A 23,545-nucleotide genomic window follows, 5' to 3' on the forward strand; every position below is an offset into this window, starting at 1 on the left:
GGTGCCGACACGCGCGTCGACGACGCTGCCTTCCCATGCAACGCGACGACGCCTTTCTTCGCGCATGGCGCGACACCACGGCCCTGTCACACGACACGGGCGACGATGAAGTGACGCGTCCGCCGCTGCGCTACCGCACGCTGTGGATCTCGGACCTGCACCTGGGCACGCCCGGCTGCCAGGCCGCCGCGCTGCTCGACTTCTTGAAGCACACCGAGTGCGAGACGCTCTACCTGGTCGGCGACATCATCGACGGCTGGCAGTTGCGGCGGCAGTGGTACTGGCCGCAGGCGCACAACGACGTGATCCAGAAGCTGCTGCGCAAGGCGCGCAAGGGCACCCGCGTGATCTTCGTGCCGGGCAACCACGACGAGTTCGCGCGAAAGTACGTCAACCACGACTTCGGCGGCATCGAGGTGGTGGAAGACTGGGTGCACGAGACCGCCGACGGCCGCAAGCTGTGGGTGATGCATGGCGACCTGTTCGACGGCGTCATCCAGTGCGCCAAGTGGCTGGCCCACGTGGGCGATTCGCTCTACGAATTCACACTGCGGCTCAATCGCCACCTCAACTCGATGCGCGCCCGCATGGGCTTGCCGTATTGGTCGCTGTCGAAGTACCTCAAGCTCAAGGTGAAGCGCGCCGTCAGCTACGTCGGCGACTTCGAGACCGCCGTGGCGCGCGAGGCGCGCAAGCGCGGCGTGCAGGGCGTCGTGTGCGGCCATATCCACCACGCCGAGATGCGCGACATCGACGGCATCCTGTACTGCAACGACGGCGACTGGGTCGAAAGCCTCACCGCGCTCGGCGAGAGCGCCGACGGCACGCTCGAGATCGTCCGCTGGGCCGAGCACATGCCCGTGGCCACGCGCGTGCGACGCGGCGACCGCAAGCGTGCGGTGCCCGCATGAGCGGCGCACGTACGGTCGACCTCGTCTACTTCGACGCTGGCGGCGGCCACCGCGCATCGGCCATCGCACTGAAAGCCGCCATCGCGCGCGCAGGCCTGCCGTGGACCGTGCGGCTCGTCAACCTGCGCGAAGTGCTCGACCCCGCGCAGCGCTTTCGCCGCATGACGGGCATGGAGCCCGAGGACTACTACAACAAGCGCATCGCCCGCGGCTGGACGGTCGGCCTCGCGCAGGAACTGAAGCTGCTGCAGGCCATGATCCGCTGGTGGCACGGGCCCACCGTGCGCCTCCTGCAGCAGCATTGGCTGGCCACCGAGCCCGACCTCGTCGTCTCGATGATCCCCAACTTCAACCGCGGCCTGCGCGAGTCGCTGGCCAGCGCGCTGCCCGGCGTGCCCTTTGTCACCGTGCTGACCGACCTGGCCGACCACCCGCCGCGCTTCTGGATCGAGAAGGGCATCGACCAGCACGTCGTCTGCGGCTCGGCCCACGCGGTGCAGCAAGCGCACGACGCCGGCCTGCCTGCGACGCACATCCATGCCAGCTCCGGCATGCTGCTGCGCGACGACTTCTACGCGCCGCCCCCGGCCGACCGCGCCGCCGACCGCCGCCGCCTGGGCCTCGACCCCGACCGCCCGACCGGCATCGTGCTGTTCGGCGGGCAGGGCTCCAAGGCCATGCTCGGTATCGCCAAGCGCCTGCCCGATACGCAACTCATCCTGGCCTGCGGCCACAACACCGCGCTGGCCGACGCGCTGCGCACCTTGCCCGCACGCGCGCCGCGGCTGGTGCTGGGCTTCACACCCGACGTCGCGCGCACCATGCACCTGGCCGACTTCTTCATCGGCAAGCCGGGCCCCGGCAGCCTGAGCGAAGCGGTGCAGATGCACCTGCCCGTGATCGTCGTGCGCAACCGCTGGACGCTGCCGCAGGAGCGCTACAACGCGCAGTGGGTGCAGGAAAACGGCGTGGGCGTGGTGCTGCCGAGCTTCGCGAAGGTGGATCGCGCGGTGGCGGAGCTGGTGCGGGACTTGCCGCGCTATCGGGCGGCGACGGAGCGGATGCACAACCGGGCGGTGTTTGAGTTGCCGGGGATTCTGCGGGGCATCGTTGAGCAAGCGGATGCTTTGTCGTCAGACAATGCAGGTTTGCTGACGCGCGAGTGCGGCCTGGCTTAAAGCAAAACGCCCTGCAAGTCATGGACTTGCAGGGCGTTCCTGTCTGGTGGCTCTTCACGGATTCGAACCGCGGACCTGTGGATTATGATTCCAGCACATAGCACCTCACTAGACCTCATCGCTTTGCAAATCAAGCACTTGCGCGCGTTTGCGCCTCACTGACCCCCGTTAGACCGCTATGCCGTTGACGCTATGTTGACGCGCCTTCACTCGAAAATCGGCGCCAATTTGGCGAGTACCTCATCCATGAGCGAAGGCGGCACGCTTTCCAGTTTTCGACCATGGCGTGCGCCGATGTCCAAGGCACGCGGCTGATCACACCGGACCACGCCGGTTGTGTTCGTGCCTGCGCCCATGAGAGAGACTGCAAAGCCTGCGGTGCGAGCGAAATTGCCGCCGCCCGTGATGGGCAGAACCACCGGGGTTCGCGTGATCCGGTTGAAGGCGGACGGGGAGACGATCAGGACCGGTCGCGTGCCTTGTTGTTCACTCCCGGAAGTGGGGTCGAGTGACACTAGGTAGATATCGCCGCGGTCCATTTACAGCAACTCGCCACCAACGGGCTTTACATTGAGCCACTGCTGATCTTCGGTGGTCAGTTCGGCTGCAGCATCGCATTGGGCCAGCAGTTCGTCCAGGCTGTAGCGTGGACGTGGCTTTGCCTCAACCATGAGCCGACCACCGTCAATGGCGATGCCAACCGTGGCACCGGCTTGCAAATGGAGCAGATCGAGGAAGGCTGGGGGCACGGCCAACATGACCGATCCGCCCACTTTCCGGAGGTTTGTTGTGTACATGACGCACTCCATGAGAGTTATACAAAAAGATAACTTGCATTATGGCATGAAGTAGACATTTCGTGCTGCGAACAGAGCGTGAAGCTCACAGGGCGCGCACCGTTCCGGGCGTACTGGCCGCGGCTGTTGCACCTTCAGTTCAATACGAACTTGATGCTGGGGCGTTGGTCGACGCCGCCAATTTTCCAAGAGTAGGCCTTGCTCAGGAGACCAGGTGTGCCCGTAGCGTTCGTCTCAAGTACCTTCGCGTTCGCAGGCAAACGTACCTGAAGAGAGCCGTCAATCTTCACGCCGAGCGCCGCAAGATCACTCTTTTCCTTCGGCTTCAGCACCTGGCCCGCGATGACGACAGCGCCGTCTTTTTCCTTGGTCACCGAGAGAATTTTCAGAGACCCGATCTGCTGGCCGAGCTTGCGCTCTTCTTCGATTTGGACGTCGTATTTTCCGCGACCAAGATAGTCAAGCTTTTTGAAACCGTTCCCCGATCGAGTTGCTTTGTCCGCATCAGTCTTCAATTTCGCTTCGTCCTTGTCTGTCAGTTCCCCTGTTTTCGCAAGCTGCGCCATCACCAGCGCGTGAACAGCGGTACCGGTGTACTTGTAAACAAACGAGCCATCAGGTCGAACGTCGACGGCCGCTTCGAATTTCTCCGGCACCAAGCAACCGACCAGGCCGACAATCAGTATGGCTGCTGAAAAAGTCCGTGCGATGCACCAAACGTTGCGTTCAGGCGGCACCATGGTCATGCCGGATTCTGCGTATCTCATTTTTTCGCTCCCCTCATTTCGTGCGCCCAGGCGACGCACAACGTATGTTAGCGTAAGCCTATGTGAGGCTTCTGCTGCAGGATCGGGGGCGATTGAGAGTCAGGCGAGCCGTCATAGCCAGAACGAGTGCGCAGCGCAATAATGCCAGCTTCAAACAGCGGCCAACCCCAAAGAAAAGGGCCCCGGAGGGCCCGTCCTTGGCAACATAGCTGCATCCGCTGCGAGGCTCTGTTGCCCTTGCTGGCATGCAAGACCCAGAAAAGCACTGGGCAGTTGGCTCTCATCTCACCCGCTCTCGAACCGTCTTCACTCCATCCTATCAGCAAGAGCCTTCAGAGCAGTGTATTCAGCACGCACAAGTGCTTGCAATCCTTCCGTGTCAAGTGGATCGAAGTCCTCGTCAAAAAGGTAGTGACTGCGAAGGCGCGAGAAGGTCTCGGAGAGCACCGTGTAATCAAGCCAGGATGTGAACCCGTCCGGTGGTGGTGGAAGTTTTTTTGCCATCAAGCCTCAAAAAACGGGCTCTTCCTCTTCATGAGGATTTGCCATTGATAAAGTCATAGCCTCGTCTGCTGGATCATAGGGGGCCGCGGACGTCATTTGACTTGATATTTTTTATCTGAGCGAGTTTCAACCCAATCGCAAAGCCGCATCGACACACCGGTGAGGTTCGTGGACTCCACGTTTGGCATCAGCAGGCTGATCTGAACGTCCACACAGACAAATCGTCAGATGGTCGTTAACACGAATTTTCGTTCGTGTGCCACACCAACGTGGCGAAGCACATGCCGTGTCCAATGACCACCGATTCGGAAAGGTCGCGAGGATCCGCTTTCGCGGAGATCAGCAGCCCATTGACGGGCCACCTCGCTGAGCTGAATCTTTCACGTCGCTTTCGCGACGCTGCCAGTTCCGCGTTCCACAACCGTAGTTGTCGTGGACGAGATGGCAACTGACCTTAGTCTAACCAACATCGATCACCCCCGACGTGAGCAATAGTAGGCGCTCGCATACCTCTGACAAGCCACCATATTGCCGGCGCTCAAGCGCCGCGCCGTAGAAAAACGGATGCACGAAGCTCGCGAACTTGCGCGCTGTACAGCTTGTTGATTCTGGCCACGGCGGCGTCATCACGCACATGGAGCGCCTGTTGTTCCCGAACCAGTCTTGTCCTGGTCGAGCGGAGCGCATCGATACGTTCCTGGTCCGGGCGAACCGAGGTGCGCTCTTGTTCGATAAAGCCGGTGTAGATCGCGGCCAGCTCGTTGATGCACTCACGGGCGCATTCATAGGCGATGGCTTGGTCCTGGCTCCAGAGCGGACCTGTGCTCGTTTCGGTCATGTGTGTTCCCCAATTTCGCGCCCGCGAAACTTTCGTTCTAGTTCCCGCCAGCGAGTAGATAGCCATCATCGTCTCGTTGCTGAGTGACCGCGCTGCGTCCAGGCCACAGCGCAGACGGCCGCTCCCCAAGAGCCCGCGCAATCGCGAGTCTCGTGCTGCGCGCTCCAAGGCCCGCTACAGCACCGGAAAACGACATCGGCGGAACATCCTCTACGTCAAGACGGACTGCCATCTGAGGATACGTCAGGTTGCCCAACACCACATGCAGTCGCCGAAGGACGTTAGCGCCCCGACCACTTCCGGTAGCCTTCGCAGAAGGCACCAGCACAAAATGTCTCGCCGGCGCAGGGAGCTGGCGGCCAAGATTCACCGATTCAATGGCCACTCTGTGCATCGCACGCTCGCAGTTTTTTAACGCAGCAGCGTATGAAGGCCCGGACCCTCGGCAGCCGTCGAGCTCGGGCACCGATGCAACGTAGCGATCGCCGTCGAAGTAGAGGTAAATTTGGTACTGAAGCGGCATAGCAACTAAAGGGAAAATTTCGCGGGCGCGAAACTTAGGCCGGCCATACGTTGGTTACAAAGAGCACGCCAACCGTCACGACGCCTCCGATCGCGCATGCGATCCAAAACCCATGGACGATGAATTCGCGAATCATTGCTTCTCCCCGTGGTTAGAGGCGCTGCACCTGCAGCACCAGCAGAATTTCCGAGCGCTCGACGGTCGTGCCCTTGGTATGCAGAAACTTCGGCAGAAACGACAGCCCGTCGTGTGTCTCGGAGTCTTTGGTCTCCGACAGCCCGCCGAGCACAATTATTTCCTTGTCTTGCAGGCTCACTGAAGTCTTCAACTCGCGCTTTGTCAGCGTTGGCGAGTTGTTCACGCCGGTCGTCGTCGACACGAAGTTCGATAGCTGCTGCGAGACGTTGAGATCGATGACCGCATCCCGCACTGTCGGTCGGATATCGAAGATCACACCCGATGATTTGTACTCGACCGACTGCACAGCCTGGCCAGCCCCCTGCGGGAACGACAGGGCACCAAGAATCGGTACGTCCTGCCCGACCGAGAAAGTGCCGCGCGACCCCGACCGGATGCGCAACGACGGCGACGACAGCACCTTGAAGCGGCTATCGCTGGCTAGCGCGGAATAGATCGCATCGAGTGACGTCGACTTGAACTGGATGAAGCTGCCGAGGTTCGCCGTGCTGCCCACGCCGATCGAGAGCTTGCCGCCGAGGATGGAGGCGAGCAGCCCGAAGCCCGACCCGGTCTTGTCGCTGCTGGAGACTTCGTACACTACACCATCCACCCTGACATCGCCGGCCTGTTTGTCGACCTGCGGCAAGACACGTTCGAGCTGGTCGATCTCGGCCTGAATCCCGGTGAAAACCAACACGTCGGCATCCTGATCAATCAGTGCCGCGGCCGACCCGTCCGGCACCGGGCCTTCTGGCCGAGCCCCCTCGCTGGCCCGCACGCTGCGATTGACCGCGAACGAGCCCTTGAACAGCGGCGCCAACAATCGCGACAGGTACGCGACATCGCGGAACATCGGCTTGTAGACAAAGACCTCACGCTTCGCCTCTTCCTCGCGTTTCTTGGCAATGAAATCGACGCCGGCACGGCGATCGACGACGTAACCGAGGGAACTCAAGAACGCCCGCATAAAGCCATCGAGGTCGCCTTGTCGTGCGCCGTAGCGAAACGAGATGATCCGGTTGTCGGCAAGCACTTCCGGCTCCAGCATGTAGGGCGTCTTGATAACCTCGCCGTAGACGAGTTGAACCACTTGCGCGACCCGAATTTCACGCAGGTCAAAGCTGGCCGGTTCATTGTTCGGCGCCGCGTGGGCGATGCTGGCCGCGAGCGAAAGGGCAAGGCGCCATCGCTTCATTTGTGACTCCCGATCGGGGCAGCGGGCGGCGGCGCTGCGCCGGTCCAGGTCGTGACACGCTGGCCATCAACTTCACCCACCAGCAAAGCGCCCGAATTCTGGAAAGCCGAGGGGTGCTCGAATCGCAGCCGGCCCGAACTACCCATAAGAACGACCAGGTGCTGCGTGCCGGCCTGGACGGTGCCGACCGCGCGCCATGCATCCGACAAAGCGGGCGTGCTGGGCTGGCGCGCGAGCGCTGGACCCGTTGCGGTTGCCGTACCAGGTGAACCAGGTTGCGAGCGATGGTCGGCCTGCGCGGCGCTTTGAGGATCTGCCTTCAGGCGCTTGCCGCTGAAGAAGCCGAGTATCGAATACAGGCTGAAGCCACCCATCAGCAGTACACCGGCCGCGAGTATCCAAAGCTTCTTGCTGTGAAGCACGTTCTGCCGGCTGTCGACCTGCAGCTCTTTGCCGGTGCCACCCGTGTACGACGAGTACAGCGGGAAGATTTCGTCGTCGTAGCGCTTGTTCTCGACGCTCACGCGACCCTTGACGGTGAGCTTGTAGCCTTCCCACATTTCGACGCGATAGGTCTTGTTCCACCCGAGCGTCTTGATCTTCGTGGTGCGAAAGCTAACTTCGACGACAACCTTCAGGATGCGGTGGAGGTCCGAGATGTCCTGCACCATCAGCACCAAGTCGCAGGAGACCTTGGTGTCTGGGTGCACGAAGTGGCGGTGCTCCCGGAAGAACACCTTGTGCTCATTAAGCAGCTTGTTGTCAGTGCCCCAGAAGCGCCATGCCTCATCGATGCAGACAATGTCGCCGGGCTGGCAGAACGTTTGAACATCGGTGCCGTGCGGCAGGAAGCTGGCCTTACTCACATCGTCATTGCTGCAATGAACGACTTCACCGAGGAGGTCGAATGCGATGCCATGCTTCTCGTGGCAGTAGGCGCGGATCGCCTCGCTGTCGATGCCGTCGACGTTGGTAACGACACGGCGACCTGACTTAACGGCCGGCACTATGACCGAGGAGACGCACTCGTAACTCTTGCCCGAGCCCATCAGGCCGGTGTAAACGTTGATCGGCATCCGCTATCCGATCACCGGGATGCGCCGGATGATGAAACGTGTCGCGTAGGCCGCCACGAGCGCGGCGAGCCCTTGCGGCACCATGAAAACATCGAGGAAGTACCAGGTACTGGCCGCGATGCCCGACAGTGCGCTGTTGACCGCACTGCCATCCGGCAATAACGCGGAAACGAACGAGACCAACTCGCTGGTGATGAAGTACAGCGCGAAGAAGAGCACGAACTTGACCAGCAGCGAGCGCACGACCCACGCGAGGACCACATTGAGGGCGGAGAGGACGATTCCGAACATGGGTGCCTCAAGCAGAAAGAATGACAAACAGCGCCAGCGCGGCCCATGCGAAGGCCATGGCAGCTTGCATGATCGGCTTGTTCGCGTCGATCAAGGTGCAGTGCGCTTCGAGAGTGAGTGTGCGACCTACGAGATCGAACGTCGGGCGCGGGCAAGTGCCGGTATGGCTTGTCGGCTGGAAGTGGCGCAGGCCCGGTGCGAGGTCGAGGATGGGCTGCATGATTTGCTGCGCGGTCGGCGTAGGCTCCAGTGTTGGCGCGCCGATGCCAGGATCAGGGCCGAGGTTCTCTTGCGGGTTTTGGGATGCCGGATTTGTGGTGTTGGCGTTCGGCGTGGTGGCCGGACTGGTGACCGTTGCCGTCGGGTTCTGCGGCAGCGCCCAAGGCTGCGGCCGTGCGGTGGTGGTTGGGTTCGGAGATACGAAGTCGCCCACCGTCGGCGCATAGGTCGGGTTTGCATTCGCCCATGTGGCCGCTTCGGGCGCTGTGATTGGATTCGACTGGGGATAAGGCAACCCGTCATAGCCAGGCTGGGATGCTGCTTGCTGCCACGCTTGATTCGCCATTGCCGCGACGATGGCTGGATTGAGCGGCTTGTTCAGATCGGCGGCCGGAATGTCGTTGACGGCTTGCTGCAAGGGCAGGCTGGTCTTTGAGGGGATTGCCGCGGGGGATGCGAATGTATAGGGGCCGCAGACCCCATTCTTGAACATCGAACCAGCTGGACAAGATGCCGGCGCCCCTGATGACTGCTTGTTTGCGTAAATGATCCCGCATACAGCTTGTGTAGCCGATGCAGAGCAGTTGGGCGCGGTCTGGGTGTTTTGGCCTGTCTGGCTCAGGTATTCGTAGTGGCCTTGACGCGCGAGAGCTTCCCCATCGCCTCCGGCAAGGTCGATATTGACGCCCACAGAGTGGAAGGACACCTTCCAATATGCGTCGCCTGCGGTCATCGCGGTTGATGTCGGTACGGTCAGCGGCGCTCCCGACTCATCAATTTTTCCGTCAGATCGAAAGAGCCAGTTGACCAAGCCGTTCAGAGCCAAGTTGACGGCGTACGTGATGACGGCTCCGACGACCAACCCAATGGCAACGGTCGCCCACGCCGGGGCAGTGACTGCACCCACAGTGATGGCACCAGCGGTTCCGCCCGCAACGGCTGCCAGTTGAGGCGTGGCTCGTACGAGGGTATTGCCAAAACGCGGATCGTTGGCCGCGAAGCCGCGTGATCGCATGCCGTCCTGCAGCGTGCCGGAGATTGCTCGACCAACACGGTCGGGCTGTGTAGCTGGCAACGCCTGCGGCCAAGCCTGGAGCGGCAGCACCATGAGCAGGCAGAGCTTGATGACGAGCCAGCGTTTAAAGAGAGTCATTCCAAGCCCTTGATGAGTGCCCACGCGCAGGCGATGCCCCACGCGAAGATGAAGAGGTACCAAAGTTGTGTGGCGTTCATGGCGAGCGGAAAAGAGAAACGGCGAGGTGATCAGGCTCGCCGTGTTCAGGTTGCGATCAAGCGATCAACCGCCGCGAATCCAGCGCAGCGCCATCTTTGCGGCGGTCATGGTTGCGTAGATCGCGGCCAGCACACCGGCCACAGCCATCACGGCGGTGATCACGTCCGCGGAAGTGAAAGCGCCGGTGATTGCGGTCAGATCAATCGCCGCATGCGCCGAGTTGGCACCTGCGATGAGCAGCGCCGCTGGCGAGCCGTACTTGATCATTTGCTTGAAGAGCTTCATAAACTTCCCTTTTGAAAACGACGGGGTCCGCCCGTCACGGTTTGGCTTATCCACGGCGGATAAGACTCAACACGGAGCCGACCCCCCTCCCAATGAGGAAGAAGAGCACGACGATGGAGAAAGCGAGCCCGAAGACGGTTGCCACGTCAGCGGGGTCGAGGTTGGGGAGCGCTGCGCCCGGCGCTTGCTGCAAGGCCGCCAACGCAGGAAGCTCGACGGCTATCAAGCTCAGGTTGTAAGGATTCGCGCAGTACTGCTCCGCCCCGCCCCAGTCGGCGACGTTGGCGGGCGGATTGCAGTAGGGGAGCTGAACGGTGGCCATGAATTTCGCGGGCGAGAAATTAATGGCGATCAGGGTGCACAACACCCTCCACCGCGCCCGACGTGTCTCGAGAAGTGCCGAGACTGTCCAAGTCAACGATGACCGGCTGATCATCAAGATCGGCCCAGTCATGCACCAACTGCACAGCACGTTCCGCGTCATCGACGATTCCGCCGCCAGCCTCAGCAAGGTTGCGCACCCATTCCGGCTGGCCATCGGTCAGGTTCGGGCAGAGGAAGCGCCCCGTTGCGAGGCTTTGGACAATGAGCCGCATGGCCGTTACGCCGTGGCCTTTTGGGCGCGTTCGACAGGGCGAATTTCGACCAGGGTCAGGCGTGCGCCGTCTTCCTTGGTGGCTTCCATTTCGAACACGGCGTTGGCCTTGATCGGAAGCGACTGGCCCAGGTGCGCCCACTTGTCGAATTCCTTGGCGTCGCCGAGCTTGAAGGGGCGCGTAACGCGGCCGATGGAGCGGCCAGCACCGTTTTCCTTCAGGTCGACTTCGCAATGGAAGGTGCACGAACTGAATGCGCGGCCTTGATACTCGCCCGCCGATTCCTTGACGGCGTGGACGATGACTTCACTGTTGAACTTCATGACGGTTTCCTTCGAGCCCTACGGGTTAATGCCAGGCCGCAGCTGGGCCAGCCTGCGAGGCAATGAATTCGGCTTGTTGTGATGCGAAGAGCGCAGCGAAGCCGCTGGCTATCTCTGCATCGGAGAACTTGTCGAGGCGACCGGGCTTTTTTTTCGTGTCGACGACGCAAATAAATGCGTCATCTGGGGCATGCTTGAACAAGGTGGCGTAATGCGCCCCTGCGGTGCTGTTGATCCACTTCCAGGCACGGCGGCACTCGGCCTCGACGGTCATCAATGGAAGACGGGGCGTGCAGGTGACGGCCTCGGGAACAGCAACGGCACCGGCTTCGCGCAAGATGGCTGCATGCCACTCGCTGGCACCTGCGAAGAAGTCATCGGGACGACGCAGGAGGTCGCTGGACAGGACGCGAAGCTTGTTGCCGTAGCGCAGTTCGAAGCGGAGCCAGTCGCTACCAGCGTCATCGCCGAAGAGCTGATCGCCCTTCTCGTAGATGTTGGTTTCTTTGCCAGCCTCTTTGCTGCCCAGGTAGAGCGACCGTGAGGAGCCTTTGAGCCAATTGATGTCGCGGAGCTTCAAGCGCTTGCCGCCTACGTCGCAGAGGCCGGCTTGGTAGTCCTGCCAGACGCGTTCGATGCCGCCTGAGAAGCCGTCGAAGAAGTCGAGGGCGAGGTCACAGCGGGTGATGTCCGCATCAAGGTCATCGATGATGTTGGCGACACGGTCCCGCCAGCCTTCGAGCCCGAAGGTGCAGGCCGAGCCGGTAAGGTTGACGTGGATGGTTTCGCGTTGCGCCTTCTGGCGGGGACTATCGCTGCTGGCGAGGAAGCCGACCCAGCCGCATTCGACGCCGTTGCGCAGGATGGGCCAACGGTGCTTGTAGAAGTCATGGCCCTTAGCGAGCATGGGGGCACGTTCGTATTCCATGCCGAGGGCCGTTGCGACCCTGTCCGCGAGCTGCGATGCTTGGCCGCAAGGGTCGCGTTCGCAGTCGGGCAGATCGTTGATCATCTTGAACAGTTCGGGGAGGCGAAAGCCCTCGTCCCAAATACTCGTAGTGGTCGGGCTCTTGGCCGTGATGAACGGGGGAGCGTTACGCAGGCGTGCGGTGAAGCGCAGCCAGTCAACGTGAACCATGTTCCCGCTACGAAGGCGTTCCGCTTCGAGCCGAACCTTGATTGTGTTGCCGTCGAGGACAAGAGAGGACTTAGCGGCTCGGGTCATTTGGTGTCGTACCGATGGGTAGATTCGTTATCCCCGTGATTACCATGGGGGCGGCTTCGGCGCTCGCCCTGCCGCGTTGCCGCCGTCCTCGCTTCGCTGCGGGCGGCGCCGGCGCGCCGGCCGGTCGCCTCTTCAAGCCGTGTCGTCACGGTGCAGCCCGCGCAGGGGCGGTCACAGCGAGCTTCAAGGTAGAGGCAGACGCGGTCGCAGAAGGTTTCGCATTCATGCGCGGCTACGGGTGCGCCTATGGCGCTAACCGCAGCGGAAGTGCGGCCACGGCTGCACGCCGTGGGACTGCCGTTGTCCAAGGTGTCAGGACGGCCGACTGACGGGATGAAGCCGGCGCCGCTTTGGAGAATGCGCCGAGTCATTGGGAGGAAGCCTGCATCGCTTCAAGGCGGGCGACGGCAAAGCGAGCGCGGGCCAGTCCTGCGCCGGTGCGCGCAAACGCCGCGCAGTAAGCGGAGTCGGCCTTGTATTGCGTAATCGCTGACAGGTTGCCTTGGAGGACTTGCGCAGGGACGGGAGCGCCGATGACTTTTTTGCAGCGGGCGCGGAGGTCGAGACGGTCCGTGCTGGGCATCAGCTGAACTCCTTCGCCGCACACTGCGACCGGAGCACCTCAAGATTCACAAAGACGCGGCGTCCAAAATGGACGGTTGGAAGATAGCCGCGGTCGCACATGCTGAAGACAGTCGACGCGGTGAGGCCTGTCAGTTCTGCAAACCGCTCTCGGCTCAGTACAGGAACAGCGACAGAAGCCGTCGAACTAAAGGGGCCGGAGGTGGTATCTGAAGTCATCCCTGTCGATCGGCTAAAGTTAACAAGAAAAAGCGTTAGCTTTCGTTTTTCGAATCATGGGTTTAACTTCGTATGAAATCAAGTGAAGTGTCGTATGTCGGCGACGAGGGGGCGCGCGCCCTAACTTCGGCAGAGGTAGCCGAGTTAAGAGTCAACACGCTCTCAACCCGCATGAAGCTAGTCATCTACTCGGAGATCGGCGAAAAAAGGCGGTTTCCCCAACTCGAAAACCTGACTGGTGTTCCTCTCAACACTTGGCGTTCGTGGTGGCGCAATGGCACGAACCCAAGTGGCGCGTTGGCGGAGGCTGTTGCAAAGCAGTGGCCGCAGTACGCCTTCTGGTTGGCGACCGGGTTGACGGACATCGCTTGCGGCCATCGGCGGCCGCCCCTCCATCCAGCTGCTCAGGGCTATATCCGCAGCTGGCCTGAAGAAGGCTCTGTCGCGGAGAAGACAATAACGACGACCTATTCGCGAGAGTACTTTGCCGTTGCGACGCGTCTTCATAACGACGATCGGAGTGACGGTGCAGGGACGGCAGACGTGCTGGCGCACTCACTCAAATACGTGAGGCAAAAAAGGCTGGAAGAAATAAACAGGAACTGGAAGTTCGAGCCCATAGCCACTCAAACTGACTTGATATGACTATCAAGAGCGTAGAGAGCGGATGGCAGGTTGACATTCAACCTGGCGGGCGTGGCGCCAAGAGGTTGAGAAAAACTTTTAAGACCAAGGCTGAGGCACTCGCATGGGAGCGGCACGTTCAGGCGAAGGTTCAGGTCACACCCGAATGGACGCCGCCCAAGAAAGACGCCAGGCTGCTCGCCGATCTAGTAGAAATCTGGTTTCGCCAGCATGGGTCTGGACTTCGCGACGGCGCGAACACGCAAAAGCGTCTTCTCAGGATCTGCGAGGCAGTAGGCAACCCGCGCGCCGACCAATTCACGGCGGACATGTTCGCCGAGTACCGGTCAAGGCGCATCGCAGATGGAATCACGGCGAACAACATGAACCGCGAGCAGGCCTACGTGCGCGCCATGTTCAACGAGCTGATTCGGCTTGGCCACTGGAAGAAGGAGAACCCTCTCAAGCAGCTGAGAGCCTTCAAGATTCAAGAGCGCGAACTGTCCTATCTGACGCTTGACCAGGTTCGCCAGCTCTTGGAAGGCTTCACAGGCGCCCGAAACAAGCACGCGATGCTGATCGCCAAGGTCTGCCTGGCAACCGGGTCGCGTTGGGGCGAAGCGGAGGCACTGCGCCACACGCAAGTTCGCGATGGTCAGATCCAGTTCGTGCAGACCAAGTCGAGCAAAGCCAGATCGGTGCCGATCGCGGATGAGCTTTATGCGGAGTTGGTTCAACATGGCCAGGCGCATGGGGAGGGCGACCGGCTTTTCTCCCCAGCATGGGCCGCTTTCAGGGAGGCCGTCGAACGCGCGAGCCTGGTGCTTCCTGAGGGTCAGATGACCCACGTGCTAAGGCACACGTTTGCCAGCCATTTCATGATGAACGGCGGAAACATCATCGCGCTGCAGAAGGCGCTCGGGCATCACAGCCTCGCGATGACGATGCGCTATGCCCACCTGTCGCCCGAGCATTTGCAGGAAACCCGGCACCTCAACCCGCTGTCTCGCCTCAATCTTGGTTGACGCACCGTTGACACCGGGCAAAACAAAAGGGGTTACGTTTGCACGTAACCCCTTGATTTTCTTGGTGGCTCTTCACGGATTCGAACCGCGGACCTGTGGATTATGATTCCATCGCTCTAACCGACTGAGCTAAAGAGCCGAGCCCGAGATTATAGCCCGGCCTATGGCGGGGCCGTCAACCGCCTTTCGGCAACTGGGCCAACTCCTCGGTCACCAGCCGCACGATGAGCCGGTCCAGCGTCTGCACCGAGTAGTTGCTCACGTCGTGCACCGTCTCGCGGCCGGGGCCGCTCGAAGGGCGTTCGGCGTCCTTGTAGGTGAGGAAGACGAAGCGCCCGCCGGTGTACTGCGCCATCTGCCGCTGTACCACCTCGCCCTGCTTGTCGAGCCCGCTCGCCCCCACACTGAAGATCTTGATGCCCTTGCCGAGCGCGGCGAGCATGTCGTCGTCGTACTGCGGGCCGCCGTAGTCCAGGTGCGGCGGCGCGTCGGCCAGCAGCACGACCATGCGGGTGGCGCCGTTGCCGCGCCAGCTCAGGCGGTGCACGGTGTCGTGCAGGGCCTCGTTCATCGCTTCGGGGTAGTCGCCGCCACCGTTGGCCTGCAGTGCGTTCAGCACGCCCTGGAAGGCGCCGAGGTCGTTGGTGAAGTCGTGGCTGCGCAGCAGAAACTCGTCGCCCTTGTCGCGGTAGGCCACCAGCCCGAAGCAGGTGTCGGGGCGGCTGGGCAGTTGCGCCACCTCGTTGGCGATGCTGCGCAGCGTGGTCTTCAGGCGGCCGATCTCGTCGGCCATGGAACCGGTGGCGTCCACGAGGAAGACGAGGTCCAGCCGCGCCCGCGCCGGCGTGGCGCTGTCGGCCAGCACCACGTCGACGGCGCTCTTCTGGCCGCGGCGCAGGAAGGCGCTGGACTGGCGGCCGTCCTTGCGCACCGCGACTTCGTAGACCGCGCTGCGCGTGGTGTCGACGGCGTCGGGGTGCAGCCAGGCGCGGCCGCCGGCGTCGGTGCGGGCCCACAGCGTGGCGCCGCTGGGGGCGGTCACGGCGACTTCGGCGTCGGGCACGACGGTGCCGCGCGCATTGCGCACCTGCAGAAGGTAGCGCTCGCGCACGTCGCGGGCTCGGTGGGCGACCTGGGTGCGTTCGCGAAAGCGCAGGTACTCGCCGAAGTCGGCGTTGTCGTCGACCATGCCGGCGGTCACGGGCAACGCCTGGGCGGGCGCGGGGCGCTGGCGTGGCGGCATAGGCAGGATCGACGCGGGCTCGGCGTGGCGCGCGATGGGCGATGCGGCCACGGGGGCGGGGGGCGGCATGGGCATGGCGTCCGCAGCGGCGCCGGTGTCGGCACGCTTGCTGTGTGCTTCGCGCAGCCGTTCCATGCGGCTCTCGGCGAGATGGCCGCGCATCGGATTCGACGCCGGCTGCTGTGGATCCATGCCGGGCACTTCACGCGTCTGGATCGGCCGCGCGCAATGCGTGGCCGACGGCGCCTGGAAGTTCGGCGCGGTGCGCACCACGGCATTCGTGGGCCACTGCGGCACTGTGCGCACGGGCTCGGGCGGCTGCGCCATCGGCTCGGGCCAGATGGCGCCGGCGGGCGCGACACCCGTGGCGTGGCAGGCGCTGAGCAGCAACTGCGCACACAGCACGGCGATCAGCGCGCGCGGGCGGCGCACGGTGCGTGCGCGTGGTGAAGAGGCGGGGGCAGGGGCGAGGGTCATCGACGACTCCGTGGTGAGGGATGCCGGTTGATACGGCCGGCATCGGGCCACGGGGTTCGTCGATGAAAAAGAAAAGCGAGGGTCGCTAACCCCGATCCCGATCGGTGGCCGTACAAGCTGAGGTGAGAATCTGCCCATGCTTTCCCCCGTGCCTGTCGACGCCGTCGAGCCCGCCGAAGTCCCCGACGCCATGCCCGACGACCAACTGATGCTGGCCTATGCCGGCGGCGACACCGGTGCCTTCGATGTGCTCTATGCGCGCCACGAGGGCGCGCTGTTCCGCTTCGTGCGGCGGCTGCTGGGCCTGCGCCTGGCGGCCGAGGTCGACGAGGTGTTCCAGGAAACCTGGGTGCGCATCATCACGGCGCGCGATTCGTTTTCGCCGCAGGGCGCCGCCTGGCGCACCTGGGCCTTCACCATCGCCCACAACCTGGCCATGGACCGGCTGCGCGCCAGCGGCCGGCAGTTCGTCGTGCATGTGCACGACGATGACGACGAGGGGCTCGACACCATGCAGCGCCTCGGTGGCCGGCTGCTCGATGGCCAGGGCCATGCGGTCGACGCTGCGCACCCGTCGGCCGAGGACGTGGCCTTCTGGCGCTCGGCCGGCCGGCGGCTGCTGGCCTGTCTGAACGAGCTGCCCGACGAGCAGCGCGCCGCCTTCCTGCTGCACCACGAAGACGGCTTCACCGTCGAGGCGATGGCCGCGGCGCTCGACGTCGGCTTCGAAACCGTCCGCAGCCGCCTGCGCTACGGGCTCAAGAAGTTGCGTGGCTGCATGGAGCGCTATCTGTCGGTGCTGGGGGAGGGCGCATGAGCGCCGCGCCGGGCCGCCCCAAGCAAGCTCGCACCGCAGCCCGTAGGGCGGAGGTCATCCAATGAGCGATCGGAACCTACCCGGAGACGACTGGGACGACAACCTGGGCGACGCCGACGACGGCGCGCTGCACGACCCGTTGCTTCGGCGCGCACTCGCGCATGCGCCGGATCACGCGGCAACGCCCGATGTCGCGCTGCGCCAGTCCATCCGTGTGCTCGCGCACGAGGCGGTGGCGCCCTCGCTGCCGGCCGGCCCGGTCGGTGCGGAACGGCCCTGGTGGCAGCGGCTGCTCGGCATCGGTGGCGGTGCCGGCTCGCGCATGCCGTGGAACGCTGCCTTCGCGACGGTGCTGGTCGGTGTGCTGGTCACGGTGATGTGGCAGCGCCAGCCGGTGCCCGGTGCCGAGCCGGATGCACCGCTTCAGGAGCGCCACGCCGCACCCGTCCCGGCGCAGCGGCCCACGCCCGTCGCGCCGGAGACTGCACCGGCACCGGCATCCCCCCCGCCTGCGGGCACAGCGCCGTCCGCGCAAGCGCCGGCACCGTCCAGCGTGCTCGACGCCGCCTTGGCCGAAGCGCGCGCCAACACCGAGGCCGCCAAACGGGCGCTCGACGCGCGCGACCGCGAACGCGAGCGCCATGCCCGCGAAGCCGCGGTGGATCGGGCCGCCTCCCTGGCGGCGGAGAAAGCCGTCGAACGCGCCCAGCAGGCGCTGGCCCGCGAACAGGCCAAGCGACAGGCCGAGCAGCAGTTGCCGCCGCCCACGCAGTGGCCGCCGGCCATGCCGGCCGCACCATCGGCACCGGCTCCCAACGCCGGTGGAGCGGCCGGGGCATTGCGCGCCGCACCGCCAGCCGCGGCGGCTGCACCCGTGCCGCCGGCGCCGGCCGCCGCGGCAACGGGCCCCGCGGCCGATGCGACGCCGACCTTCAATGCGCTGTCGCAGTGGACGCAGTTGCGCGTCACCCGCGGTGGCGACAGCCGCGTCGTGCCGCGTGCAGAGGCGCCGGAACTGGGGGCGTTGGTGGGTTCGGCCGCCCTGGCGGGCGTCGGGCCACAGCCGCTGACGGGCGCGGTCGACTGGCGCATCGCGCTGGAGCGCAACGGCGAGGTGCTGGGGGTGCTCGAACTGGCCGGCGGCCAGGTGCGCTGGCGCGAGAAAGGCTTGCCCGCCGGCACCGGCGCGCCGGGTGCCGGTGCGCTGTCGTCCTTGCGCCAGGCGCTCGAAGCCACGCGCTGACCCGGCCGGCGCGTGCACCGGGTCAGCGCGCGCGGCGTCAGCTGTGGGTGAAGGCCGGCTTGCGCTTGGCGATGAAGGCGTCCATGCCTTCCTTCTGGTCGTTGCTCGCGAACAGCGCGTGGAACAGGCGGCGCTCGAACATGACGCCATCGGAGAGGCCGCTCTCGAAGGCGCGGTTGACCGATTCCTTGGCCGCCATCACGGCGACCTGCGAGAAGTCGGCGATGACCAGTGCAGCGCCCAGTGCTTCGTCGGCCAGCTTCTCGAAGGGCACCACGCGGCTCACCAGTCCGGCGCGCTCGGCCTCGGTCGCGTCCATCATGCGGCCGGTGAGGGCCATGTCCATCGCCTTGCTCTTGCCCACCGCGCGCGGCAGCCGCTGCGTGCCGCCAGCGCCGGGGATCACGCCCAGCTTGATCTCGGGCTGGCCGAACTTGGCGTTGTCGGCAGCGATGATGAAGTCGCACATCATCGCCAGCTCGCAGCCGCCGCCCAGCGCGAAGCCGCTCACCGCGGCGATCACCGGCTTGCGGATGCTGCGGACGGTTTCCCAGTTGCGGGTGATGTAGTCGCCCTTGTAGACGTCGACGAAGCTGTACTTGGCCATGGCACCGATGTCGGCGCCGGCGGCAAAGGCGCGCTCGCTGCCGGTGACGATCATGCAGCCGATGGCGGGGTCGGCGTCGAAGGCCTTGAGCGCTTCGCCCAACTCGGTCATCAGCGCGTCGTTCAGCGCGTTCAGGGCCTTCGGCCGGTTGAGGGTGACGATGCCGACCTTGCCGGCCTCGGTGCGCACTTCGATGTTCTCGTAGCTCATGCTGTCTCCGTGAGGGGTGGATGGAAGCGGGGTATGCAGGGGATGCGGGCCACTATACCCAGCACGGCAGAAGGTGGATGGCTTGGTTGTTGAGAATAATTCGCATCTAGAATGGCCGCTCGATATGGAGTCGCCCATGGAAGAAACCACCGTCCTGCTGCGTGCCTATGCAGGGGCACAGGCGCGCTGTTCGCGCCTGCTGGCCGAGCAGGCGGCGCAGATCGTTCGTCTGCGCGCGGCGCTGATCGTGCGCGATTCGGCGCTGGCGATGGTGCGCGAGGAACTGGTGGCGCGTGCGACCACCGGCGCGGCCCTGCCGCAGCGGGTGCACGCGCTGCTTGCGCCATCGCGCCGTCGGTCGCGAGGCGCCGCGCCGGCCGCCGACCTGCGCGAGAAATCGGTGCTGTGCGTCGGCCGGGCGGAAGAGGCATCAGCGGTGGCAAAGCAACTGGTGGAGATCGCCGGCGGCCGCTACCTGCACCACGATGGCCAGGACGACGCCGATGCCGCCGCGCTCGAAGCCAGCCTGCGCGCCGCCGATCTGGTGATCTGCCAGACCGGCTGCATGAGCCACGACGCCTACTGGCGCGTGCAGGACCACTGCCGGCGTACCGGCAAGCCCTGCGTGATGGTGGGGCAGGAAGAGGCGCGGCCGATCCGCATCGTGCGGCGCGGCGAGGCGATCGATTCCTAGGCCAGCCAGGCGGAGAGCTTGGCGGCGTCCTGCGCGAACAGGCGCCAGGTGGTCACGCCGGTCGGCAGCGTGAGCGGCAGGCGCTGCAGACGCTTGTCGCGTGCGATCAGCGCGGTGATCTTCTTGTGCTCGCCGAGGTACAGCGCCAGATCGTCCAGCTTCGACAGCCGCCAGCCCTGCACCGGATGGCCCCTGCCGGCGGGCAGCTCGATGCCGATCCATTCGTCGTTGGCCGAGAAGCCGGCCTTCTCGGCGGCACCACCGCGCAGCACCATCTTGACCTGCACGCTGCCATTGGCTTCGGCCACGCGCAGGCCGAGTTCCTGCGCGCGCTGGGCCGGATCGTCCAGCGCGGCGACGCCGTGCGCACGCAGCAGGTCCGACAGCGGCAACTCTTCGGCGGCATGCACCCAGTGCGCGAACTCGGTGGCGTAAGACCGGCCGCCCACCGTTTCGAGCGCGGCGGCGATGTCGTCTTCGTCGATCGGCCCGCCGTCGCTCTGCGTCCACAGCAGGCGCATCACGTCGTCGAGCGAGCCCTTGCCCTCGCGCCGCAGCGTGAGGTCCAGGCACATCGCGACCAGCGCGCCCTTGGTGTAGTAGCTGATGGTCTGGTTGGGCGTCTGCTCGTCCTGGCGGTAGTACTTGACCCAGGCGTCGAAGCTGGCCTCGGCCACCGACTGCACCAGCCGGCCCGGCGCCTGCTGCACCTGGTTGATGGTCTTGTTGACCAGCCGCAGGTAGGTGGCGTCGTCGATGCGACCGGCGCGGCGCAGCAGCAGGTCGTCGTAGTAGCTGGTGAAGCCCTCGAAGAACCACAGCAGGCGCGTGTAGTTCTCCTGGGTGTAGTCGTAGCGCGCGAACTCCGCCGGCCGCAGCCGCTTCACGTTCCAGGTGTGGAAGTACTCGTGGCTGATCAGGCCCATCAGCGTGGTGTAGCCCTCGGGCTGCTTCTTCGCGTGGCGCTGCGGCAGGTCGCTGCGGGTGCAGATCAGCGCGGTCGAATGGCGATGTTCGAGCCCACCGTAGCCGTCGTCGACCGCGTTGAGCATGAAGACATAGCGGTCGTGCGGCGGCTTGGCACCACCGCGCTTGCCTACCTTGTCGCCATGCCAGAAGCGCATCTGCGTCTCGCAGATCGCCTGCGTGTCGGCAATCAACCGCTCGCCGTCGAAGGAGGGCGGCGCGCCCGCCACCACGAAGCGGTGCGGCACGCCGCCGGCCTCGAAACTGGCGCTCCAGAAGGCGCCCAGCTCGACCGGGCTGTCGGCGAGCTCGTCGTAGCCGGAAGCGAGGTAGTGGCCGAAGCCGTGGGCGTCGACCTTCACCGGCGGCAGCGCCGTGGCGCAGTGCCAGCGTGCCTGCCCGGCCACCGGCTTGGGTGCGACGATCTCCATGGCGTGCGGCGCGTCGGCATGGCCGTCGACCTGCAGGCACAGGCTGGTGCCGTTGAAGAAGCCGCGGTCGGCGTCGAGCCAGGCGGTGCGCACCGAATGGTCGTACGCGCAGACCTCGTAGCGCAGCACCAGCGGCTTGTCGGGTGCGCAGCCGGTCTGCCAGCTGTGCTTGTCGAGCTGCGTCACCGGTACCTTGCGCCGGCCCTGCGTGGCCTGCAGGTTCTGCAGGTTCTTCGCGAACTCGCGCACCAGGTAGCTGCCGGGAATCCAGACCGGCAACGCCACGCGCTGCAGGGCCGAGGGGGATGCGATGGTCAGCGTGACGGCGAAGAGGTGGGCATGCCGGTCGGCACATTCCACCCGGTAGTGGATCGTCGCGGTGCCCGTCATCAGTTGGCGGCGGCGAGTTGCTTCTCGACCTGTGCGGCGGGAATGGCGCCCGGCGCGCGGGTGCCGTCGGCAAAAATCAGGGTCGGCGTACCGGTGATGTTGTACTTGCGGCCGAACGCGACGTTGCGCTGCAGCGCCGCGGCGTCGCAGTTGCCGGTCTCGGGTTTCGTGCCGGCCGTCATCCAGTCGTTCCAGGTCTTCGCCTTGTCCTTGCTGCACCAGATGTCGCGCGACTTGACGTTCGAATCGGGGCCGAGCACCGGGTACAGGAACAGGTAGACGGTGACGTTGTCGATGCTCTTGAGCTCGCGCTCGAACTGTTTGCAGTAGCCGCAGTTCGGGTCCTCGAACACGGCCAGCTTGCGCTTGCCGTTGCCGCGGACGATCTTGAAGGCGTCTTGTATCGGCAGCTTGTCGAAGCTGACGGCGGTGAGCTTCTCGATGCGCTCTTCGGTCAGATTGCGGCGGGCCTGCACGTCGATCAGGTTGCCCTGCAGCAGGTAGTTGCCCTGCTCGTCGGTGTAGTAGATCTCGAAGCCGTTGATCCGCACCTCATACAGCCCTGGCACCGGTGCCTTGCGCACCTCGTCGATGTTGGCGAACTGCGGAATGCGCGAGGCCAGGTTCTTGCGGATCTCGGCTTCGCCGGCGGCGGCCGCGAGACTGCTGCCCAGCGCGAGCGTGGCGAAGAGGATGCGAAGGAGTTTCATGGTCATGGATTCAGTTCAGGCCCATGGCCTGGCGGACAACGAAGTGCTTGAGGAAGCGGGTGCGGTCGAAGCCGCGCATGCCCCAGTTGCGCAGCGCGGGCAGGGGGTCGGTGCCATGCGAAAACAGTTGCTGGAGGCCGTCGGTCGCCAGGCTCATCGACAGCACGTCGGCGCGGCGGGCGCGCTCGTAGCGTCGCAGCAGCCGTGGGTCGCCCACGCTGCGCCAGTACTCGCGGGTCTTCAGCACGTCGGCCAAGGCACTCGCATCGGCCAGGCCGAGGTTCAGCCCCTGGCCGGCCAGCGGATGCACCGTGTGCGCGGCATCGCCGGCCAGAGCCCACGACTTGCCGTCGGCGAAGTGGCCGGTCCAGCGGTCGGCGATGGCCCGCTGCAACGGCCACGAGGCGCGATCGCTGGCCAGCGTGAGGGCGCCGAACGCGTCGTGGCTGGCGTCGCGCACGGCGGCGGCGAAGTCTTCGGTGCTCTGGGCCAGGAGCTCGGGTGCGCGGAACTGGTCGACCGACCACACCAGGGCCAGCGAATGGCCGCCGGGGCCGCCCAGCGGCAACAGCGCCAGGATCTCGCCCTTGTCGTTGAACCACTGGCGCGCCGTGCCGTCGTGCGGGCGCTCGGCCTCGAGCCGGGCGGCGATGGCGTGTTGCGGATAGCGGGTCACGGCGTAGCTCACGCCGAGCGCGTCGCGGGTGGCGCTGGCCTTGCCCTCGCACACCACGGTCAGCGCGGCGGACACCGGGGCCTCGACCACCTCGATCTGCGGCTGGAAGCGCACCGCGTCGGCCAACTGTCTTTCGAGCGCGGGCACGTCGACGATCCAGGCCAGTGCCTCGACCTTCTGCACCGCAGCGCTGAAGCAGACGCGGCCGCCTTCGTCGCCGCTCACGCGCATTTCGCGCACCGGCGTGGCGTGCGCCGCCTCGGGCCAGGCCCGCAGGCCCTGGAGCAGGGCGCGCGACGCCGCGTTGAGCGCGTAGGCGCGCACGTCTTCGTGCGCGGCGGGGGCCGCGGGCGCGACCAGGGCGACACGGACGCGCTCGCGGGCGAGCAGCAGTGCCAGCGTGCGGCCGACGATGCCGGCGCCGCGAATGCAAACCTCGGGGGAAAGGGCCATCGGGGCATTGTAGGAGCGCCCTCCGGGCCGGGAGCG

The 23,545-nt window shown here is 64.7% G+C and carries 26 protein-coding genes and 1 tRNA gene; 7 read left to right on the forward strand and 20 right to left on the reverse strand.

Annotated elements, in window-relative coordinates:
• Nucleotides 1–35 precede the first annotated feature (35 nt).
• Nucleotides 36–911 carry a UDP-2,3-diacylglucosamine diphosphatase gene (locus tag ACSFBE_RS06480; protein WP_435489564.1) on the forward strand — a complete coding sequence of 292 codons (876 nt, stop codon included), beginning with the start codon at nt 36–38 and terminating at the stop codon, nt 909–911.
• A complete protein-coding gene (locus tag ACSFBE_RS06485; protein ID WP_435489565.1) occupies nt 908–2,089 on the forward strand; it encodes a glycosyltransferase in 1,182 nt (393 codons plus the stop codon). Before ACSFBE_RS06480 ends, ACSFBE_RS06485 begins: the two co-directional genes overlap by 4 nt.
• 206 nt (nt 2,090–2,295) lie before the next feature.
• On the opposite strand, the gene ACSFBE_RS06490 is transcribed toward ACSFBE_RS06485, so the two are convergent.
• From ACSFBE_RS06490 to ACSFBE_RS06555, 14 genes are all read right to left on the reverse strand, one after another.
• Complete coding sequence (locus tag ACSFBE_RS06490; protein ID WP_435489566.1) at nt 2,296–2,628, reverse strand: type II toxin-antitoxin system PemK/MazF family toxin; 333 nt, start codon at nt 2,626–2,628, stop codon at nt 2,296–2,298.
• A complete protein-coding gene (locus ACSFBE_RS06495) occupies nt 2,629–2,886 on the reverse strand; it encodes an AbrB/MazE/SpoVT family DNA-binding domain-containing protein (protein ID WP_435489567.1) in 258 nt (85 codons plus the stop codon). It abuts the gene before it with no gap.
• A 134-nt stretch (nt 2,887–3,020) separates the two neighbouring features.
• Complete coding sequence (locus tag ACSFBE_RS06500) at nt 3,021–3,632, reverse strand: hypothetical protein (RefSeq protein WP_435489568.1); 612 nt, start codon at nt 3,630–3,632, stop codon at nt 3,021–3,023.
• A 1,063-nt stretch (nt 3,633–4,695) separates the two neighbouring features.
• The gene (locus tag ACSFBE_RS06505; RefSeq protein ID WP_435489569.1) at nt 4,696–4,995 is read right to left on the reverse strand and encodes a hypothetical protein; all 300 of its coding nucleotides are present in this window, start codon (nt 4,993–4,995) and stop codon (nt 4,696–4,698) included.
• A gap of 674 nt (nt 4,996–5,669) precedes the next feature.
• Nucleotides 5,670–6,893, reverse strand: a complete 1,224-nt coding sequence (locus ACSFBE_RS06510; protein ID WP_435489570.1) for a type II secretion system protein GspD — start codon at nt 6,891–6,893, stop codon at nt 5,670–5,672.
• Nucleotides 6,890–7,969 carry a zonular occludens toxin family protein gene (locus ACSFBE_RS06515; protein WP_435489571.1) on the reverse strand — a complete coding sequence of 360 codons (1,080 nt, stop codon included), beginning with the start codon at nt 7,967–7,969 and terminating at the stop codon, nt 6,890–6,892. Before ACSFBE_RS06515 ends, ACSFBE_RS06510 begins: the two co-directional genes overlap by 4 nt.
• Nucleotides 7,970–7,972: 3 nt before the next feature.
• A complete protein-coding gene (locus ACSFBE_RS06520) occupies nt 7,973–8,260 on the reverse strand; it encodes a DUF2523 family protein (RefSeq protein ID WP_435489572.1) in 288 nt (95 codons plus the stop codon).
• 7 nt (nt 8,261–8,267) lie between these two features.
• Nucleotides 8,268–9,632: a hypothetical protein gene (locus ACSFBE_RS06525; RefSeq protein ID WP_435489573.1), complete on the reverse strand. Its 1,365-nt coding sequence runs from the start codon at nt 9,630–9,632 to the stop codon at nt 8,268–8,270.
• A gap of 144 nt (nt 9,633–9,776) precedes the next feature.
• Nucleotides 9,777–9,998 carry a hypothetical protein gene (locus tag ACSFBE_RS06530; protein WP_435489574.1) on the reverse strand — a complete coding sequence of 74 codons (222 nt, stop codon included), beginning with the start codon at nt 9,996–9,998 and terminating at the stop codon, nt 9,777–9,779.
• 46 nt (nt 9,999–10,044) lie between these two features.
• Nucleotides 10,045–10,362 carry a hypothetical protein gene (locus ACSFBE_RS06535; protein ID WP_435489575.1) on the reverse strand — a complete coding sequence of 106 codons (318 nt, stop codon included), beginning with the start codon at nt 10,360–10,362 and terminating at the stop codon, nt 10,045–10,047.
• On the reverse strand, nt 10,340–10,594 hold the full coding sequence (locus tag ACSFBE_RS06540; RefSeq protein WP_435489576.1) for a hypothetical protein: 255 nt from the start codon (nt 10,592–10,594) through the stop codon (nt 10,340–10,342). The genes ACSFBE_RS06535 and ACSFBE_RS06540 overlap by 23 nt, the downstream gene beginning before the upstream one ends.
• Before the next feature lie 5 nt (nt 10,595–10,599).
• Nucleotides 10,600–10,917: a hypothetical protein gene (locus tag ACSFBE_RS06545; RefSeq protein WP_435489577.1), complete on the reverse strand. Its 318-nt coding sequence runs from the start codon at nt 10,915–10,917 to the stop codon at nt 10,600–10,602.
• 25 nt (nt 10,918–10,942) lie between these two features.
• Nucleotides 10,943–12,142, reverse strand: a complete 1,200-nt coding sequence (locus ACSFBE_RS06550) for a replication initiation factor domain-containing protein (protein ID WP_435489578.1) — start codon at nt 12,140–12,142, stop codon at nt 10,943–10,945.
• A 367-nt stretch (nt 12,143–12,509) separates the two neighbouring features.
• Complete coding sequence (locus tag ACSFBE_RS06555) at nt 12,510–12,725, reverse strand: hypothetical protein (protein ID WP_435489579.1); 216 nt, start codon at nt 12,723–12,725, stop codon at nt 12,510–12,512.
• 389 nt (nt 12,726–13,114) lie between these two features.
• Between ACSFBE_RS06555 and ACSFBE_RS06560 the strand changes: the two genes are divergently transcribed.
• Complete coding sequence (locus tag ACSFBE_RS06560; protein ID WP_435489580.1) at nt 13,115–13,588, forward strand: hypothetical protein; 474 nt, start codon at nt 13,115–13,117, stop codon at nt 13,586–13,588.
• Nucleotides 13,585–14,592: a phage integrase gene (locus ACSFBE_RS06565; RefSeq protein ID WP_435489581.1), complete on the forward strand. Its 1,008-nt coding sequence runs from the start codon at nt 13,585–13,587 to the stop codon at nt 14,590–14,592. Before ACSFBE_RS06560 ends, ACSFBE_RS06565 begins: the two co-directional genes overlap by 4 nt.
• A 62-nt stretch (nt 14,593–14,654) precedes the next feature.
• Here the strand turns inward: ACSFBE_RS06565 and ACSFBE_RS06570 are convergent.
• Nucleotides 14,655–14,731: transfer RNA gene (locus tag ACSFBE_RS06570), tRNA-Met, on the reverse strand.
• Between the two features lie 36 nt (nt 14,732–14,767).
• Nucleotides 14,768–16,312, reverse strand: a complete 1,545-nt coding sequence (locus ACSFBE_RS06575; protein ID WP_435489582.1) for a vWA domain-containing protein — start codon at nt 16,310–16,312, stop codon at nt 14,768–14,770.
• A gap of 136 nt (nt 16,313–16,448) precedes the next feature.
• On the opposite strand from ACSFBE_RS06575, the gene ACSFBE_RS06580 reads away from it, so the two are divergent.
• Nucleotides 16,449–17,129 (forward strand): sigma-70 family RNA polymerase sigma factor, encoded by a 681-nt coding sequence (locus tag ACSFBE_RS06580; protein WP_435489583.1) that lies wholly within the window; start codon nt 16,449–16,451, stop codon nt 17,127–17,129.
• Nucleotides 17,130–17,190: 61 nt separating this feature from the next.
• Nucleotides 17,191–18,372 (forward strand): hypothetical protein, encoded by a 1,182-nt coding sequence (locus tag ACSFBE_RS06585; RefSeq protein WP_435489584.1) that lies wholly within the window; start codon nt 17,191–17,193, stop codon nt 18,370–18,372.
• Between the two features lie 37 nt (nt 18,373–18,409).
• Here the strand turns inward: ACSFBE_RS06585 and ACSFBE_RS06590 are convergent, their stop codons facing one another.
• Nucleotides 18,410–19,189, reverse strand: coding sequence for an enoyl-CoA hydratase (locus ACSFBE_RS06590; RefSeq protein WP_435489585.1), 780 nt, complete (start codon nt 19,187–19,189; stop codon nt 18,410–18,412).
• A gap of 136 nt (nt 19,190–19,325) precedes the next feature.
• Between ACSFBE_RS06590 and ACSFBE_RS06595 the strand changes: the two genes are divergently transcribed.
• The gene (locus ACSFBE_RS06595) at nt 19,326–19,883 is read left to right on the forward strand and encodes a DUF2325 domain-containing protein (protein WP_435489586.1); all 558 of its coding nucleotides are present in this window, start codon (nt 19,326–19,328) and stop codon (nt 19,881–19,883) included.
• On the opposite strand, the gene ACSFBE_RS06600 is transcribed toward ACSFBE_RS06595, so the two are convergent.
• The 3 genes from ACSFBE_RS06600 to ACSFBE_RS06610 are packed head-to-tail and all read right to left on the reverse strand — an operon-like array spanning nt 19,880 to nt 23,509.
• Entirely contained in the window at nt 19,880–21,670 is a 1,791-nt protein-coding gene (locus tag ACSFBE_RS06600) for a M61 family metallopeptidase (protein WP_435489587.1), read from the reverse strand. The genes ACSFBE_RS06595 and ACSFBE_RS06600 overlap by 4 nt on opposite strands.
• Complete coding sequence (locus tag ACSFBE_RS06605; protein ID WP_435489588.1) at nt 21,670–22,380, reverse strand: DsbC family protein; 711 nt, start codon at nt 22,378–22,380, stop codon at nt 21,670–21,672. The genes ACSFBE_RS06600 and ACSFBE_RS06605 overlap by 1 nt, the downstream gene beginning before the upstream one ends.
• A 10-nt stretch (nt 22,381–22,390) precedes the next feature.
• Nucleotides 22,391–23,509 (reverse strand): FAD-dependent monooxygenase, encoded by a 1,119-nt coding sequence (locus ACSFBE_RS06610; protein WP_435489589.1) that lies wholly within the window; start codon nt 23,507–23,509, stop codon nt 22,391–22,393.
• Nucleotides 23,510–23,545: the final 36 nt, after the last annotated feature.

Source organism: Variovorax sucrosi (assembly GCF_051216635.1).
In the GTDB taxonomy this organism is placed as follows: domain Bacteria; phylum Pseudomonadota; class Gammaproteobacteria; order Burkholderiales; family Burkholderiaceae_C; genus Variovorax.

Coding starts and splice junctions, on each gene's coding strand:
- ACSFBE_RS06480 (WP_435489564.1), top strand. CDS start 36: ATGCAACGCGACGACGCCTTTCTTCGCGCATGGCGCGACACCACGGCC.
- ACSFBE_RS06485 (WP_435489565.1), top strand. CDS start 908: ATGAGCGGCGCACGTACGGTCGACCTCGTCTACTTCGACGCTGGCGGC.
- ACSFBE_RS06490 (WP_435489566.1), bottom strand. CDS start 2,628: ATGGACCGCGGCGATATCTACCTAGTGTCACTCGACCCCACTTCCGGG.
- ACSFBE_RS06495 (WP_435489567.1), bottom strand. CDS start 2,886: ATGTACACAACAAACCTCCGGAAAGTGGGCGGATCGGTCATGTTGGCC.
- ACSFBE_RS06500 (WP_435489568.1), bottom strand. CDS start 3,632: ATGACCATGGTGCCGCCTGAACGCAACGTTTGGTGCATCGCACGGACT.
- ACSFBE_RS06505 (WP_435489569.1), bottom strand. CDS start 4,995: ATGACCGAAACGAGCACAGGTCCGCTCTGGAGCCAGGACCAAGCCATC.
- ACSFBE_RS06510 (WP_435489570.1), bottom strand. CDS start 6,893: ATGAAGCGATGGCGCCTTGCCCTTTCGCTCGCGGCCAGCATCGCCCAC.
- ACSFBE_RS06515 (WP_435489571.1), bottom strand. CDS start 7,969: ATGCCGATCAACGTTTACACCGGCCTGATGGGCTCGGGCAAGAGTTAC.
- ACSFBE_RS06520 (WP_435489572.1), bottom strand. CDS start 8,260: ATGTTCGGAATCGTCCTCTCCGCCCTCAATGTGGTCCTCGCGTGGGTC.
- ACSFBE_RS06525 (WP_435489573.1), bottom strand. CDS start 9,632: ATGACTCTCTTTAAACGCTGGCTCGTCATCAAGCTCTGCCTGCTCATG.
- ACSFBE_RS06530 (WP_435489574.1), bottom strand. CDS start 9,998: ATGAAGCTCTTCAAGCAAATGATCAAGTACGGCTCGCCAGCGGCGCTG.
- ACSFBE_RS06540 (WP_435489576.1), bottom strand. CDS start 10,594: ATGCGGCTCATTGTCCAAAGCCTCGCAACGGGGCGCTTCCTCTGCCCG.
- ACSFBE_RS06545 (WP_435489577.1), bottom strand. CDS start 10,917: ATGAAGTTCAACAGTGAAGTCATCGTCCACGCCGTCAAGGAATCGGCG.
- ACSFBE_RS06550 (WP_435489578.1), bottom strand. CDS start 12,142: ATGACCCGAGCCGCTAAGTCCTCTCTTGTCCTCGACGGCAACACAATC.
- ACSFBE_RS06555 (WP_435489579.1), bottom strand. CDS start 12,725: ATGCCCAGCACGGACCGTCTCGACCTCCGCGCCCGCTGCAAAAAAGTC.
- ACSFBE_RS06560 (WP_435489580.1), top strand. CDS start 13,115: ATGAAGCTAGTCATCTACTCGGAGATCGGCGAAAAAAGGCGGTTTCCC.
- ACSFBE_RS06565 (WP_435489581.1), top strand. CDS start 13,585: ATGACTATCAAGAGCGTAGAGAGCGGATGGCAGGTTGACATTCAACCT.
- ACSFBE_RS06575 (WP_435489582.1), bottom strand. CDS start 16,312: ATGACCCTCGCCCCTGCCCCCGCCTCTTCACCACGCGCACGCACCGTG.
- ACSFBE_RS06580 (WP_435489583.1), top strand. CDS start 16,449: ATGCTTTCCCCCGTGCCTGTCGACGCCGTCGAGCCCGCCGAAGTCCCC.
- ACSFBE_RS06585 (WP_435489584.1), top strand. CDS start 17,191: ATGAGCGATCGGAACCTACCCGGAGACGACTGGGACGACAACCTGGGC.
- ACSFBE_RS06590 (WP_435489585.1), bottom strand. CDS start 19,189: ATGAGCTACGAGAACATCGAAGTGCGCACCGAGGCCGGCAAGGTCGGC.
- ACSFBE_RS06595 (WP_435489586.1), top strand. CDS start 19,326: ATGGAAGAAACCACCGTCCTGCTGCGTGCCTATGCAGGGGCACAGGCG.
- ACSFBE_RS06600 (WP_435489587.1), bottom strand. CDS start 21,670: ATGACGGGCACCGCGACGATCCACTACCGGGTGGAATGTGCCGACCGG.
- ACSFBE_RS06605 (WP_435489588.1), bottom strand. CDS start 22,380: ATGAAACTCCTTCGCATCCTCTTCGCCACGCTCGCGCTGGGCAGCAGT.
- ACSFBE_RS06610 (WP_435489589.1), bottom strand. CDS start 23,509: ATGGCCCTTTCCCCCGAGGTTTGCATTCGCGGCGCCGGCATCGTCGGC.